At 74.2% G+C, this 14,650-nt stretch carries 13 protein-coding genes; 3 read left to right on the top strand and 10 right to left on the bottom strand.

All coding sequences use genetic code 11. The features are described 5' to 3' along the window. The first annotated feature begins 70 nt into the window (after nucleotides 1–70). On the top strand, nucleotides 71–2,716 hold the full coding sequence (locus ACIO6U_RS07360; protein WP_401716372.1) for a D-alanyl-D-alanine carboxypeptidase: 2,646 nt from the start codon (nucleotides 71–73) through the stop codon (nucleotides 2,714–2,716). Here ACIO6U_RS07360 and ACIO6U_RS07355 read toward each other — a convergent pair. The 4 genes from ACIO6U_RS07355 to ACIO6U_RS07340 form a co-directional block, all read right to left on the bottom strand. Beyond that, complete coding sequence (locus ACIO6U_RS07355; RefSeq protein ID WP_401716369.1) at nucleotides 2,700–3,413, bottom strand: rhomboid-like protein; 714 nt, start codon at nucleotides 3,411–3,413, stop codon at nucleotides 2,700–2,702. The two genes, ACIO6U_RS07360 and ACIO6U_RS07355, sit on opposite strands and share 17 nt — an antisense overlap. A gap of 132 nt (nucleotides 3,414–3,545) precedes the next feature. Further along, nucleotides 3,546–4,727: a winged helix DNA-binding domain-containing protein gene (locus ACIO6U_RS07350; RefSeq protein WP_401716366.1), complete on the bottom strand. Its 1,182-nt coding sequence runs from the start codon at nucleotides 4,725–4,727 to the stop codon at nucleotides 3,546–3,548. A 28-nt stretch (nucleotides 4,728–4,755) separates the two neighbouring features. Further along, nucleotides 4,756–7,029 (bottom strand): heavy metal translocating P-type ATPase, encoded by a 2,274-nt coding sequence (locus tag ACIO6U_RS07345; protein WP_401716363.1) that lies wholly within the window; start codon nucleotides 7,027–7,029, stop codon nucleotides 4,756–4,758. Nucleotides 7,030–7,121: 92 nt separating this feature from the next. Further along, complete coding sequence (locus ACIO6U_RS07340) at nucleotides 7,122–7,334, bottom strand: heavy-metal-associated domain-containing protein (RefSeq protein WP_188279701.1); 213 nt, start codon at nucleotides 7,332–7,334, stop codon at nucleotides 7,122–7,124. A gap of 222 nt (nucleotides 7,335–7,556) precedes the next feature. Between ACIO6U_RS07340 and panD the strand changes: the two genes are divergently transcribed. After that, nucleotides 7,557–7,979 carry an aspartate 1-decarboxylase gene (panD, locus tag ACIO6U_RS07335; protein WP_391162401.1) on the top strand — a complete coding sequence of 141 codons (423 nt, stop codon included), beginning with the start codon at nucleotides 7,557–7,559 and terminating at the stop codon, nucleotides 7,977–7,979. 114 nt (nucleotides 7,980–8,093) lie between these two features. Here the strand turns inward: panD and ACIO6U_RS07330 are convergent, their stop codons facing one another. Then, the gene (locus tag ACIO6U_RS07330) at nucleotides 8,094–8,309 is read right to left on the bottom strand and encodes a hypothetical protein (protein WP_188279703.1); all 216 of its coding nucleotides are present in this window, start codon (nucleotides 8,307–8,309) and stop codon (nucleotides 8,094–8,096) included. A 338-nt stretch (nucleotides 8,310–8,647) separates the two neighbouring features. On the opposite strand from ACIO6U_RS07330, the gene ACIO6U_RS07325 reads away from it, so the two are divergent. Beyond that, nucleotides 8,648–9,448: a VOC family protein gene (locus tag ACIO6U_RS07325; protein ID WP_391162400.1), complete on the top strand. Its 801-nt coding sequence runs from the start codon at nucleotides 8,648–8,650 to the stop codon at nucleotides 9,446–9,448. A 49-nt stretch (nucleotides 9,449–9,497) separates the two neighbouring features. Here the strand turns inward: ACIO6U_RS07325 and ACIO6U_RS07320 are convergent, their stop codons facing one another. From ACIO6U_RS07320 to ACIO6U_RS07300, 5 genes are all read right to left on the bottom strand, one after another. Next, nucleotides 9,498–9,908 carry an STAS domain-containing protein gene (locus tag ACIO6U_RS07320; RefSeq protein WP_355337754.1) on the bottom strand — a complete coding sequence of 137 codons (411 nt, stop codon included), beginning with the start codon at nucleotides 9,906–9,908 and terminating at the stop codon, nucleotides 9,498–9,500. Beyond that, nucleotides 9,905–11,053, bottom strand: a complete 1,149-nt coding sequence (locus tag ACIO6U_RS07315) for a B12-binding domain-containing protein (RefSeq protein ID WP_401716359.1) — start codon at nucleotides 11,051–11,053, stop codon at nucleotides 9,905–9,907. Before ACIO6U_RS07315 ends, ACIO6U_RS07320 begins: the two co-directional genes overlap by 4 nt. After that, the gene (locus ACIO6U_RS07310; RefSeq protein ID WP_401717138.1) at nucleotides 11,050–12,699 is read right to left on the bottom strand and encodes a PP2C family protein-serine/threonine phosphatase; all 1,650 of its coding nucleotides are present in this window, start codon (nucleotides 12,697–12,699) and stop codon (nucleotides 11,050–11,052) included. The genes ACIO6U_RS07315 and ACIO6U_RS07310 overlap by 4 nt, the downstream gene beginning before the upstream one ends. 267 nt (nucleotides 12,700–12,966) lie before the next feature. After that, nucleotides 12,967–13,923, bottom strand: coding sequence for a pseudouridine synthase (locus ACIO6U_RS07305; RefSeq protein WP_401716356.1), 957 nt, complete (start codon nucleotides 13,921–13,923; stop codon nucleotides 12,967–12,969). Between the two features lie 14 nt (nucleotides 13,924–13,937). Next, nucleotides 13,938–14,645 (bottom strand): hypothetical protein, encoded by a 708-nt coding sequence (locus ACIO6U_RS07300; protein ID WP_401716353.1) that lies wholly within the window; start codon nucleotides 14,643–14,645, stop codon nucleotides 13,938–13,940. Between the last annotated feature and the right edge of the window lie 5 nt (nucleotides 14,646–14,650).

The following is a 14,650-nucleotide window of genomic DNA, read 5'->3' as shown; positions in this document are numbered from 1 at the left end:
ATGGGTGCCATTCGGCATCCGCCCCCGCACGATGTGTGCGGCCATTTCGTGATGTGTGGAGGAGGTCTGCGTGGCGGGCGAGTCCCCCGGCAGGGAACAGCGGCAGAGCACGTCGGGGGAGGCGGTCGAGCGGTCGACCGCTGATCCGAGGCTGGTGGTGTTCCGGGCGCCCACCGAGGGGCACGGGACACGCGTGGCGGAGGGCGTACGGGAGGAGCACGCGGGCGCCGCGGTCGGAGCCGTCCCCTCCGCGCCCCCCGAATCGGCGGACTCCGCGGGCTCCGGCGCACGCCCCCACCCGGCCGCCGCCTCCTCCGCCGCCTCCACGGCGAATACGCCGGACGGCGTAGCGGCCGTAGACGAATCCTCCGACGCGGCTACGTCCACGACGCCGCCCGCGCCCCGCACCCCGGAGGTCCTGCCTCCGGAAGCGGAACCGAATCGTGACCTCCAGGACCCGGATTCCGCCGCCGGGGAAGCCCCCGAGGACGGGCCGGACTCCGAAACGGGTCCGAAAGCGGAAGACTCCGCGCCGACCGGGCCGCCCGCGGCGGAGCGCGACGAGCACACCGCCGTGCTGCGCGTCGGGGGGCGCGGGGGCCTGCTGGGCGCCGGCGCCACCGCCGGCGGCTCTGCGGCCGGTGACGGTACGGCTGAGGGCGCAGACGGGGACGGCGTGGACGACGCCGAGGGCGCGGACGGCGTGAACGGCGTGAACGGCGCCGAGGCCGTGACCGAGGCCGACCCCGACGACGTACCGGGCGACGTACCGGGCGACGTATCGGACGCGGCCCCGCCCTCCGGCGACGGTCAGGACTCTGAGGACGCGGCCCCCGCGGACCCCGAGGACGCCGCCCCGGCGACCTCGACCGACGCCGCCGACGACGTGGCGGACGCTGCGCCCTCTGCCGGTGACGCCGGTGACGCCGAGGACGCCGCTCCGGAGGGCTCCGACAGCTCCGCGCCCGAGGACGGCGCTAGCTCCGCGTCCAAGAACACCTCCGAGAACACCTCCCAGGACGCCCCCGAGAGCGCCTCCGAGGACGACGCCCCCAAGGGCCCCGGCGCCCGGAGCGCCTCCGTCCTGCGCCCGCTTGTGTCCGATCTCCCCGCCGAGCGCCCGGCGGCGCAGGGCGCGGAAGGCGTCTCAGGAGCCCGTAGCGCGCCCTCTGGCGCCTCCGCGCCCTATGAGGCGCCCCAGCCGCCCCCGGCGTCCGCCAAGCCGCGTACGGGCCCCGTGAAGCCCTCGGAGAGTCCGGCCGCGGGCCCGATCGGGCAGCCGTCCGCCCCGCCGAAGCCCGCCGGGGGCGCGCCGCTGCCCCCGTACGCCGGGAGCCCGTCCGCGATCGGCACCCCCACGGCGGCCTCGCCGGACGGCGCGGCGGCCGGGCCCGACGGGACGCGGTCGATGCCCGTGCCGCCGGAGCCCGAGGCGCCGCTGAAGCTGCTCGCGGAGCTGACGAACACCCCGCCGCCGCGCCAGACGGTGCTGCGGACGGTCGCGCGCCGGTTCAAGATCTGGACCCCGCTGGTGGTGCTGCTGGCGATCGTGTTCGTCGTGGTGCAGGCGCTGCGCCCGCTGCCGGCGCCGTCGATGGCGTTGACCGCGGCCTCGTCGTACACCTTCGACGGCACGCCGCTGCCGCAGTCCATGCCGTGGCCGTCGCAGGGCCAGTCGGTGGCCGAGGTCGAGGGCCTGGGCTCGCTCGGCGTGCACGGCGCGCAGACCCCGGTGCCGATCGCGAGCGTCACCAAGGTGATGACCGCGTATCTGATCCTGCGCGACCACCCGCTGACGGGTAAGCAGACCGGTCCGACGATCCCCGTGGACGCGCAGGCGGCCGACGAGGCGAGTTCGAGCGACGAGTCGACCGCGAAGGTCAAGAAGGGCCAGCAGTTCACCGAGCGGCAGATGCTGCAACTGCTGCTGATCCCCTCGGGCAACAACATCGCCCGCCTGCTGGCGCGTTGGGACTCCGGCACCCAGGAGGCGTTCGTCACGAAGATGACGAAGGCCGCCGCCGACCTCGGCATGACCAACACCACGTACACCGGCGCGAGCGGCTTCGAGGAGACCACGCGGAGCACCGCCGTCGACCAGTTGAAGCTGGCCCGCGAGGTCATGAAGAACGACGTGTTCCGGTCGGTCGTCGCGCAGCCGAACATCGACATCCCCGGCGTCGGCACGATCTACAACAACAACAACGACCTGGTCAACGTGGGTGTGATCGGCATCAAGACCGGTTCGAGCACCCCCGCGGGGGGCGCCCTGATGTGGGCGGCGAACAAGAAGGTCGACGGCAAGGACCAGTTGATCCTCGGCGTCGTCCTCCAGCAGCGCGGCGGCACGACCGTCTACGACAGCCTCCAGGCGGCGCTGGTCAACTCGCAGAAGCTGATCAACTCCGTGCAGGGCGGCCTGACGTCGTCGACGATAGTGAAGAAGGGCGAGGTCGTCGGCTATGTGGACGACGGGCTCGGCGGTCACACGCCGGTCGTGGCGAGCAAGGACCTGAAGGCCGTCGGCTGGCCGGGCCTGAGGACGACGCTGTCGCTGACCCCCCTCAAGGACGGGCTGCCGCACACCGCGACGTCCGGCGCCGAGGTGGGCACGATCGGCTTCGGCACCGGCTCGGCCCGCACCACGGTGCCGGTCGTCCTCCAGTCCGACCTGAGCGAGCCGTCGTTCGGCACCAAGCTCACCCGGGTCGGCTGACCCCGAGCCGCCCGCGGGCGGCACCGCGCAGGCTCCGGTACGCGGCGGCCGGGTCGATCCGACCCGGCCGTCCGCGTGTCAGCGGGTAGCAGGCCAGGCCGAGCAGCACCGACGTGAAGTGCCCGACGTCGGTGAAGGTGCGGCCCTCGCCCAGCGCGAGCCCGTAGAAGAGCAGCACGCAGGCGCCGTACAGGTACCGCCAGGGCATCGTGACCGCCCAGGTCAGCACCGCCTCGACCGCCGCCAGCCCGTAACTGACGCCCACGTCGAGGGTCTCGGCGGCCGACTGCGGCGCGTGCCCGTGCCGGATCGCCCACAGCAGCACGCCCTCACTGATGTACGTCGCCGCGACGTGCCCGATCAGCACGACCGCGAGCCACCGCCAGGTGCCCAGCCAGCGCTCGGCGGTGGCGTGGAAGACCGTGTAGAGCAGCACGTACGGCAGCCATCCGCCGCCGTCGGTCCACAGCGCGCTGCGCACCAGGGCGCGGACCGGCTGGCTCGACAGATTGTGGATGTTCGTCGACCGCAGCCGCAGGAAGTCGTCCACCGTGGCGGGCGCCATCCGGTGGATCGCGACCGTGGTGAAGAACAGGATCGCCAGCCAGATGTACGTGCCGGGGGCGCTGCGGATGTACGCCCACGCGGCGCGGGCCACAGCGCGGGTGACACGCGAGAGGCGTGAGGGGAGATGCACGCTCCGGATTCTGTCCGGAAAGCGAGGTTTATACGGCCGCGCCGCGCGTAAGCGCGGCCTACCGAGTCCAGCGGGCGCGCGGGTCCCGGCCGGGTGCGCGGGCCCCGGCCGGGTGCGCGGGTCCCGGCCCGGTCACGCGGACAGTTCGCGCTCCAAAGGGGTGCGGAATCGCGGTGTGACCGTCACACCGCCGCCCGCGAGAAAAGCGGTGAGACGCTCCGCCGCCGCCTCGACCGCGTCCGCCGCCCGCGCGCCCCGGTCGGCCAGCAGCCGCCAGGCGACAGTGCCGTCCGCGCGGTGCGCCCAGCCGCCGATCACCTCGCCGCCCCACCACACGGTGGGCCCGACGTTGCCCGAGCGGTCGAAGAGGGACGCGCGGTGCTCGCGCGGCAGGAACCAGTCGCGCTCCTGCCACCCCATGGGCGTCGGGTCCAGCGCGGGCAGCAGCGTCGCGGCGGGCGGCGGCGCGTCCGCCGACGGCCCGGCGTCACCGGGCAGTACGTGGCCGACGGCGTCCCCGTCCAGCAGCACTTCCTCGGCGCCGACCGCCGCGAGCGCCTTGCGCACCTCCGTCAGCGACCAGCCCGTCCACCACTTCAGATCGGCCGCCGTCCCCGGCCCGTACGCCCCCAGCCACGCCTTCACCACCCCGGCGCGCGCCTCGGCCACCGGCACGTCGGGCAGCGGCTCGGCGTTCGCCCACCGGAACTGGCTGCTCGTCCACGACCCGGCCGGCCTGCGCCGCTCGATCCGGCCCTCGGCGGCCATCGTCCTGATGATCCGGCTCGCCACGTTCTGCCGCGCCTCGTACGGCTTGCCCGCCGCCACCAGCACCTGCTCGCGCAGCTCGGGCACCAGCTTCGACAGCCCCGCGCCGCTGGTCTCGCCGTGCGCGTCGAGCGCCGCGCGCACCCGCGCCTCGACGTCTTCCAGCCACGCCTCGTCCCAGCCGCCGCCCTCCGCCAGGAACGCCAGCAGCCCCTTGCGCTCCTTCGCCGCGATCTGCCGCCCGGCCGCCGCGTACACCCCCGGCGCCGCCGCCCGGCCCACGACGAACATCGTGCGCCGCATCGCCAGCATCCGCACCAGCGACCCGGTCTCCCCGTACAGCGCCTCCTCCAGCGCCCCGACGCCGTCGCCCGGCTCGCGCAGCCGCGCCGCCACCGTCAGGAACACCGTCGCCGGATCGGTCGCGTGCAGCGCCACGAGCGCGTCGGCGACCTCCTCGCAGGTGCCCACGGCCCGGAGCTGCCGCCGCGCCAGCCGCCCCCGCCGCTCCTCGTTCCCGACCTGTCGCCGCCGCGTTCCGCTCATGCCCTCATGCTCACACGCCCCGCCGTCACTACCGGCTCAGCGGCCGGAAGCCGCGCAGGCGCAGGCTGTTGGCCACGACGAAGACGGAGGAGAAGGCCATGGCCGCGCCCGCGATCATCGGGTTGAGCAGCCCCGCCGCCGCCAGCGGCAGAGCGGCGACGTTGTAGCCGAAGGCCCAGAAGAGATTGGACTTGATGGTGCCGAGCGTGCGCCGCGCGAGGCGGATGGCGTCGGCGGCCACGCGCAGGTCACCGCGGACCAGGGTGAGGTCCCCTGCCTCGATGGCGGCGTCGGTGCCGGTGCCCATGGCGAGCCCGAGGTCGGCCTGGGCGAGCGCGGCGGCGTCGTTCACACCGTCGCCGACCATGGCGACGCTGCGCCCCTCGGCCTGGAGGCGCCGGACGACGGCGACCTTGTCCTCGGGGAGGACGTCCGCGAAGACGTCGGCGGCGTCGATGCCGACCTCGGCGGCGACGGCCGCCGCGACGGCCGCGTTGTCCCCGGTGAGCAGCATCGGCCGCAGGCCGAGCGCCCGCAGCCGCCGTACGGCCTCCGCGCTCGTCGGCTTGACGGCGTCGGCGACGACGAGCACGGCCCGCGCCCGCCCGTCCCAGCCCACGATCACCGCCGTGCCGCCGTGCGCCTCGGCCGCCGCCTTGGCCTCGGCGAGGTCGGCGGGCAGGACGAGCCCGCGCCCGCTCAGCAGCCGCTCGCGGCCGACCAGCACCTCGTGGCCCTCGACGACACCGCGCACACCGAGGCCGGGGACGTTCTCGAAGTCCGTGACCGGCGGCAGTTCACCGGCCGCCTCGCGCGCCCCGGCGGCGACGGCCCGCGCGATCGGGTGCTCGGAGGCCTCCTCCAGCGCGCCCGCCAGCCGCAGGACGTCGGCCTCCTCGGCTCCCGACACACGCACCCCGGTCAGCGTCATCGACCCGGTCGTGACCGTCCCGGTCTTGTCCAGCACGACCGTGTCGACGGCCCGCGTCGACTCCAGCACCTCGGGCCCCTTGATGAGGATGCCGAGCTGCGCGCCGCGCCCGGTGCCGACCATGAGCGCGGTCGGCGTGGCGAGCCCGAGCGCGCACGGGCAGGCGATGATGAGGACGGAGACGGCCGCGGTGAAGGCGGCGGTCGCGCCCTCCCCGGTCAGCAGCCAGAAGGCGAGCGTGCCGAGCGCCAGCACGATCACCACGGGCACGAAGACGGCCGAGATCCGGTCGGCGAGCCGCTGCGCGGCGGCCTTGCCGTTCTGCGCGTCCTCCACCAGCCGTGCCATACGGGCGAGTTGGGTGTCGGCGCCGATCCGCTCGGCCTCGACGACGATGCGCCCGCCCGCGTTGACGGTGGCGCCGGTGACCCGCGAGCCGGGCCCGACCTCGACCGGTACGGACTCCCCGGTGAGCATCGACGCGTCGACGGCGGAGCCCCCGTCGCGGACGACGCCGTCGGTGGCGATCTTCTCGCCGGGGCGTACGACGAAGCGGTCGCCGACCGCCAACTCGCCGACGGGGATGCGCACTTCCCGCCCGTCGCGGAGCACCGCGACGTCCCTGGCGCCCAGTTCGAGCAGCGCGCGCAGCGCCGCCCCCGCCTTCCGCTTGGCGCGGGCCTCGAAGTACCGCCCGGCCAGGATGAACGCGGTGACCCCGGCCGCCGCCTCCAGATAGATGTGGCCGCTGCCGCCGCCGCGCGAGACGGTGAGGTCGAAGGAGTCCTTCATGCCGGACATGCCCGCGTCGCCGAAGAACAGCGCCCACAGGGACCAGCCGTACGCGGCGAGGGTGCCGACCGACACCAGGGTGTCCATGGTGGCGGCGCCGTGCCGCAGATTCGTCCAGGCGGCGCGGTGGAAGGGCCAGCCCGCGTAGACCACGACCGGCGAGGCGAGCGTCAGCGCCAGCCACTGCCAGTTGTCGAACTGGAGCGCCGGGACCATCGACAGCGCGACGACCGGCACGGCGAGGACGACGGCGGTGATCAACCGCTCCCGCAGGGAGGTCGATTCGGGGTCGCGCGCCGGGCCGGCGGCGGTCCCGTCGGCGTCGGCCGGGGGCGGGGGGAGCGCGGCGGTGTACCCGGTGGCCTCGACGGTCGCGATGAGATCGCCGACCGCGACTCCCTCGGCGTACGCCACCTTGGCCTTCTCGGTCGCGTAGTTGACGGTGGCGCTGACGCCGTCCATCCGGTTGAGCTTCTTCTCGATCCGCGCGGCGCAGGACGCGCACGTCATGCCGCCGATCTCCAGCTCGACCGCCTGCTCGGCCGCCGCCGTCCCGCCGTCCTTCGCCGCCGTGGTCATGGCCACTCCCGCTCCCCTCGTGTCCCCGTCGTACCTTTCCTGCCGCCCGGCCCCTGCCCCCGGCCCCCGCCGTGGAGGCCGCGAAGCGCCGGTCAGGCGCGGCCGACCAGTTCGTAACCCGCCTCGTCCACGGCGGCGCGTACCGACTCGTCGTCCACCGGCTGCTCGGACGCGACGGTCAGCAGACCGGTCGAGGCGACCGCCTTGACGGAGGTGACACCGGGAATCGCGGTGACCTCCTTGGTGATCGCGGACTCGCAGTGACCGCAGCTCATCCCGGACACGGAGTAGACGGCCTCGCTCATGGTGTTCTCCTCGATACGTGCGTGCGTGCCTGCTTGTGCGGACGTGCTTCTCCGTCCGCCGGGAACAACCATATACCCCCTAGGGGTATTCCACGAAGCTGAGATCTTCGGCACTCCGGGCGCCCCGCCGGTCCCGGCACGCCGGGCGCTCGCCTAGGCTGGACGCGTCGGCGCGTACCCGTGGCAGGGACGCGACCAGCTCTTTCACCAGGAGGCGGCAGCGTGCTGCGCACCATGTTCAAGTCGAAGATCCACCGGGCCACCGTGACCCAGGCGGATCTGCACTATGTGGGCTCCGTGACCGTCGACGCCGATCTGATGGACGCCGCGGACCTGCTGCCCGGCGAACTCGTCCACATCGTCGACATCACCAACGGCGCCCGGCTGGAGACCTATGTCATCGAGGGCGAGCGCGGCTCCGGTGTCATCGGCATCAACGGCGCCGCCGCCCACCTCGTGCACCCCGGAGACCTGGTCATCCTGATCAGCTACGCGCAGGTCGAGGACGCCGAGGCCAGGGCGCTGCGCCCGGCCGTCGTCCATGTGGACGCCGGCAACCGGATCATCACGGTCGGTGGCGACCCGTCGGAGCCCACCCCCGGCGCGGACACGCTCCGCCCCCCGCACGCCGTGGCGCGGGTCTGACGGCCGAAGCCGGATCACTGATGTGCCGGGGCCCGCTCGCTGATCGCGGGGTGTTCGCGGAATGTTCGCGGACCGCTCGTGGCGCGTCGCGCCTCGTGTGTCCGACGGTGAGCGTTACGCGGCGGTGACGACCGCCGCGCCGCTCACCGGGCCGACGGCCGGGCCCTGGACCGGGCGTATCGGCATCTGGGTACCCCGCGCGGCGGCGGTCCACTCGGCGCGCAGCCGCGCCAGCTCCGTGAGCTCTTCGGCCGTCCAAGGCCGGTCGCCGTGCTCCTGCACATAAGCGCGCAGGGCCGCGTTCGCTTGATCGAGACTTCCCCCGTACATGTGAACCACAGTAGACGGCGGCACTGACAATCCCGAATCCGTTAAACACCGCGCGTGACCGTGTCGATGCGGCACGGCGCCTTCCGTTTCACCCGCCAAGGCGGTGACCTGCGCACGAACGGCGACTGTCGGGACCGGCTGCCATGCTGGGTGTGAGAGAGGACACTGCGTCCCAATCGGACAAAAAGCCCGGCACCCGCCCGATCCGCCCGGCACCCGCCCGATCCGCCCCGCGCCTGCGATCCGCCCGGCACCCCTACCCGCCCGACGCCTCCGATCCGCCCGGACGGCTCCGATCCGCCCGGCCACCGCACGACAGCTCCAGGAGGAAGGCACCCATGCTCACCAACGACTACGTGCCCGGCGCGCCCGACTGGATCGACCTGGGCAGCCGCGACACCACGGCCGCCGCCGCGTACTACGGCTCGCTCTTCGGCTGGGAATTCGAACCGGGCGGCCCCGCGTCCGGCGGGTACGGCACCTTCGTGCGGGACGGCGCGACGGTCGCCGCGCTGGGCCCGCTCCAGGACACCGGCGCCCACCCGGCCTGGACGGTCTACTTCGAGACCGCCGACGCCGACGCCACCACGGCGGCCGTCGAGGAGAACGGCGGCACCGTACGGGTGCCGCCGATGGACGTCTTCGACCAGGGCCGCCTCGCCTCCTACACCGACCCGACCGGCGGCGAATTCGGCGTCTGGCAGCCCGGCACCAACAAGGGCCTGGACCACGTCGGCCCCTGGGGCCTGTGCTGGACGGAGCTGTACACACCGCGGGCCCAGCGCGCCAAGGACTTCTACGCCGCGGTCCTGGCCTGGGACTACGAGGACATGCCGCTGCCCGGCGACGCGTCCGCCGACGTCTACACCGTGGTGTCCCGCTCCGGCGGCGGCCAGGACGGCTCGCACGGCGGCATCCTCCAGCTCGGCCCCGACCTGCTCCCCACCGGTACGGCCTACTGGCAGCCCTACTTCGGCGTCGACGACTGCGACGCCGTCGTCGCCAGGGCCACCGAGGGCGGCGGCACGGCCCTCCTGCCCCCCACCGACATGGCGGGCGTCGGCCGCCTCGCCCTGCTGACCGACCCCGAGGGCGCGTTCTTCGCCGTGCTCACCCCGGCGGCCTCGATGACGTCCTGAGCCCGTACGGCCCGCAAAGCCGCCACAGCGTGCCCGGCCCGCGCGGCCCTCAGGCCCGCGGGTCCTGGCCCGTGGAAGGGGCGGCCTGCTCGGCGGCGGACGGCTCCGCCGCACCGGCCCCGGTCGCGGGGAGCGCCGTCAGATGGGCGAGCGTGCCGGTGATCGTCAGCAGCCGCTCCAGCGCGGGGGACCGGTCGTCCAGGTGGAGCCGGACACCGGCCTCGTCGGTGCGGCGGCGGATCATCAGCAGCGCCGAGAGCCCGCTGGAGTCCGTGCTGCCGAGCCCGGCGCAGTGCAGGTGCAGGTCCGCCAGGCGCGGATTGTCGGCGATCTTGTCGCTGACGACCGCCAGCAGCCGGTCGGCGTTGTCGTAGTCGAGGTCGCCGTGCAGTTCGATCCGCACGGTCGTCTCGGTGTCGACGGCCGTCAGCCGCAGATGGCTCGGGGGAATCGTGGTCATGCGGTGGTCCTGGCGGTGGTGAGTGCGGACGAGGTCAGACAGTCGGTGCCGAGCCGGAGTATCCGGACCGCGCGCGGGAAGTCCTTCAGCTCGTCGGACAGGATCCGCAGCGCGGGCGGCAGGCTGTGCGCGGGAACGCCGCGGGCGGCGAGGATCCCGGCGGTCCAGGTGAGGAAGTCCGCGAAGAGGTCCTCGTCGCCCGTGTAGAGGGCGATGGTGAGGAAGTCCACGATGTGCGCGAGGTCTTGCGCGGTGTGCTCGCGCTGGAGCTCGCTGTACGCGCGCATCGCGGGGAAGGCGGCCTCCAGCCTGCTGAAGACGGTCCGCACCAGGGCCGTACGGGCGCGCGCGACCATCGTGTACTCCTGGTCGGCCAGGTGCGGCAGATCGTCTATCGGCTGGTGCTCGGGCTGCGGGCGCGGCAGCGGGCCGCGCGCGAGGCGCTCCGCGGCCGTACGCGCGTCGGGGGCCCAGGCGTCGGCGCCCAGCAGCCGCGCGTGCCGGCCGTCCGGGCCGAAGGCGGCGCCGCCGACGAGGACCGGCACCCCGACGGCCTGGCAGGCGGTGATCGCGGCGTGCGCGGTCGGCAGCCGGGTGGCCAGCGAACTGGAGAGCGCCACCGCGTCGCACGCGGTGCGGTGCAGGTGGGTGATGAGGTGCGGGGTGGGCACCTGGGCGCCGAGGAAGTCGACGCGCCAGCCGCGCAGCTTCAGCACCTCGGCCAGGATCCGGGCGGGCAGCGCGTGCCACTCGCCCTCGACGCAGGCCACCGTGATCCTGCCCCGCCAGGGTTCGGTACGGGCGGCCGGGTGCAGGGACAGCGCCGCCACCGCCCGGTCGTTGATCGCGGTGGCGGCGTGCTCCTCGGCGACGCTCAGCCGGTTGGCCGCCCACTCCTCGCCCACCTTGCCCTGCACGGGCGCGATGACGTCGAGCAGCACGCTCTCCGCGTCCACCCCCGTGTCCAGCGCGCCGAGCACCACACCGGCCGCCGCGTGCTCGTCGCCGTGCGCGACGGCCTCCCACAGCTCCGTCACGCGCCGCGCGAGCCCCTGATCAGGTCCGGAGCGGGCTCCGGACGGCGGGGCGGGCGGCGAGGACGCGGAGTGCGACGAGGGTGCGGTCGGCTCGGTGTCGGTGCTCACGCTGTGTACCTGCCCCGAGTACGGCCGTTCACCGCACTCAGGTGGTGCGTCCGGGGCGCGGAGATCACGACGACGGCCATGTCGTCGTGACGCCCCGTGCCGACCCATTCGGCGGCGAGCATCTGGACCCGCTCCACGATTCCTTCCGCGGGCATGCCCGCGCACTCCGACAGCACGCGCCGCAGCCGCTTCTCGCCGAACAGCGCGCCGCCCAGGGGGCCGCCGCGCGCCTCGGTGATCCCGTCCGTGTACAGCACGCAGGTCTCGCCGGGCGCCAGGGACAGCGTGACGGTACGGGAGACGGCGTCGGGGATCGCGCCGACCAGGGTGCCCTTGGTGTCGGCCTGCTCCACCTCGCCGTCGGCCCGCACGATCAGCGGCGCGAGGTGTCCCGCGCTGGTCAGCCGCAGCCGCACCTGGTGCCCGTCGCGGAGCGCGGAGGCCAGGATCAGCGTCGCGAAGCGGGTGTGGTGGGAGTTCAGCAGCGCCGTGTTCAGCAGGCTGAGCATCCGCTGGTGGTCGTCGGCCATGGGCAGCAGCGCGTGCAGGGTGTTGCGGATCTTGCCGGTCAGCACGGCCGCCTCGAGGCCCTTGCCGCACACATCGCCCAGCACCGCCAGCGACGCCTCGCCCTCGGTCACCGACGGGTGCACGTCGTAGAAGTCCCCGCCGATCCGCTCGTGGTCCTGCGAGGGCCGGTAGCCGCCGGCGAAGTCCACCCCGCCGACCTGGTGCAGCGACGGCGGCAGCAGTTCCCGCATCAGGACCTCGGTGATCGCCGACTGCTCCGCGTACAGCCGGGCCGCCGACATGGCGGCGCCCGCGCGCGCGGCGAACAGCCGGGCGAAGACCTCTTCGCGTTCGGTGAAGGCGTCGGTCTCCGAGCGCCGCAGCAGGACGAGGGCGCCCGCCGACACCCCGTGCCCCGGCAGCGGGGTGATCACTATCGAACCGACCGGCCCGAAGCCCTCGGGCACCAGCCAGGAGGGGGCCGTCGCCGGGTCGAGCCAGCGCGAGGGCACCGGCGGGAAGCCGCGCAACGCCTCGCCGAGCCCCGGCACTTCGTCCGGATCGACGCCCAGGTGCGACTGCGAGGGGCTGCCGCCGCGCACACAGGAGACCACCGGCAGCCGGTTCGCCCGCGACGGGGCGATGACCATGGCGGCGTCGGCCAGGTGCTCGGCGGCCATCTGCGCGGTGACGTCCATGCACCGGTCCAGGTTGAGCGAGGAGAGCAGCAGGTTGGACGAACGGCTGAGGAATTCGGTGCGCTCGCGTTCCATGCGCAACGCCTCGCGCGCCAGCCGCCGGTCGGTGTCCTCGACCAGCCACCACACGGCGCTTCCGTCGGCTAGCACCGTCGGATGCGCCTCGAAGGTGCGCCCGCCGACCGCGCCCCAGGCCACGTCGACGTCAGCGGTCGCGGCCACGTCCCCGTCCACGTGAGCGGCCACGTCCCCGTCCACGTCAGCGGTCGCGGCCCCGTCCACGTCAGCCGTCGCGGCCCCGTCCGGGCCCGGGGAATCCTCCGTCGGCGCGTGCAGCGTTTCGTGTGCCCGCGACAGCCACGGTGGCGCCACATCCGCGAGCGCCACCCCTTTCCCGGCCCCCGGCAGCAGAATCCCCGCCGCCTCGTTCGCGAGTATCAGCCTGCCGTCGGCCTCGACCACGAGCACCGGGTAGGGCGCCAGCAGGGGGTACGGAGTGTCGCTCCTCGAAACGCTCACCGGTGCGTCCGCACCGGCTGCCGTCGTGACGGAACCAACCACACATTCAGGATCCGCTGAGCGAATCCCTCACCTCATCGACTAGGGGACAGTTGCGTACGGCGACCAGAAGACCGTTGCCGTCCAGCAACCATCCCGTACTTCCCCGCGGCCCCGCAACCAGCCCACCGGAGCGTGGCCGACCGGTCACAGGGCCTCGCGCCACGCCGCCAGTTCCCGCGCGCTGTCGAACCGCAGCGCCCGTCCGGTCACCGGATCGGTGAATTCCAGCGCCCGCGCGAGCAGTTGCAGCGGCCGGGTGAAGTCCTCCCGGCCGCCCTCCGAATCGGGCTCCGGCAGCACCCGCGGATACACCGGGTCGTACAGCAGCGGCAGGCCGAGCGCGCTCATGTGCAGCCGCAACTGGTGGGTACGGCCCGTCGCGGGCAGCAGCCGGTAGCGGCCCCGCGCACCGCGCCGCTCCAGCAGTTCGACCCGGCTCTCCGCGTTCGGCGGCCCCGGCTCCTCCCACGCCGCGATCCGCCCGCGCTCCTTCACGATCCGGCTCCGTACCGTCCTGGGCAGCTCCACTCGCGGGTCGTACGCGGCGACCGCCTCGTACTCCTTGCGCACCCGCCGGTCCCGGAAGAGCGTCTGGTACGCGCCCCGGTCGCCGGGGCGGACCACGAACAGCACCAGGCCCGCCGTCAGCCGGTCGAGCCGGTGCGCGGGCGACAGTTCGGGCAGCCCGCAGTCGCGCCGCAGCCGCGCCAGGGCGGTGTCCGTCACGTGCCGCCCGCGCGGGGTCGTCGCCAGGAAGTGCGGCTTGTCCGCCACCACGATCCGCTCGTCGCGGTACACCACCCTCACCTCGAACGGCACGGCCGTCTCCGGCGCCGCATCGCGGTGGAACCATACGTACGCGCCCGCCTCGTACGCCGTCCCCGCCGTCACCGGACCGCCGTCCGCGGTCACGAAACGCCCCTCGGCCAGCATCGCCCCGACGCGCTCCGCGCCCACCGCCCCCGCGTACCGCTCCAGCAGATACGCCGCCACCGTCGGCGGCTCCCCGCCCCCGCCGGGCAGCCGCAGCCGCACCGGGTCCACGCCGTCCCGCTGCGCCAACGGCGACGGCGGCGCCTTGCGCCCGCCCCTGCGTGCCATGTCCCCGCCCCCCGTCAGCGCGCGACCGGGTAGCCGATCCGCTCCAGCTCCCCGGCCACCGCCTCGAAAGGAGCCGCCGGATTCAGGGCGGCGACGGTCTCGCGGTCCAGTGGCCGCAGCGCGTACACCCCGCGCACGGCCTCGGCCGCGAGCCCGCTCTCGCGCGCGTACGCCTCGGGATCGGGATCGGTGAGCGGCGCGAACAGCCAGGCCGCGCCGTCCGGTCGGCCCCGCACCCCGGACTCCGCGGCCGGGAAGACGATGCCGTCGCCGGTACGCCACCGGTCGTCGTCCGCCGTACGCCACGCGCAGGCCGTGACCAGCGGCACCTCGGCGGCCAGGAACTCCGGCGGCTCCGCCACATAGGGCGCGAACACCGGCGGCACCGCGTCCAACACCCCCGGCCAGTTCCGCGGCGGCGGCCCCGACGCGTACGGGCTCATCGGCGACGCGTGGTCGAAGCCCAGCACGAGCGCCCCGTAACACGTGAACGCCACCGCGTATCCGTCACCGCTCCCCGTCCGCCACACCCCCACGTCGGCGGCCGTCCGCCAGCCCCGTACGAAATCCCGCTCCCGTTCCCCCCGGCCGTCCCCCTGAATCTCCCCCGCCCCCGGATACCGCACGATCTCCAACGCGGCCAACGCCCGGCACACATCCCGCAGCCCCGCGATCGACGGCAGCGCTCGAGCGACGTCATGGATCGTCACACGCTCAGTCATGCCCC

Origin of the sequence: Streptomyces sp. NPDC087422 (assembly GCF_044744145.1) — a bacterium.
GTDB lineage: Bacteria > Actinomycetota > Actinomycetes > Streptomycetales > Streptomycetaceae > Actinacidiphila.
This window is presented reverse-complemented; position numbering and strand designations above follow the sequence as displayed.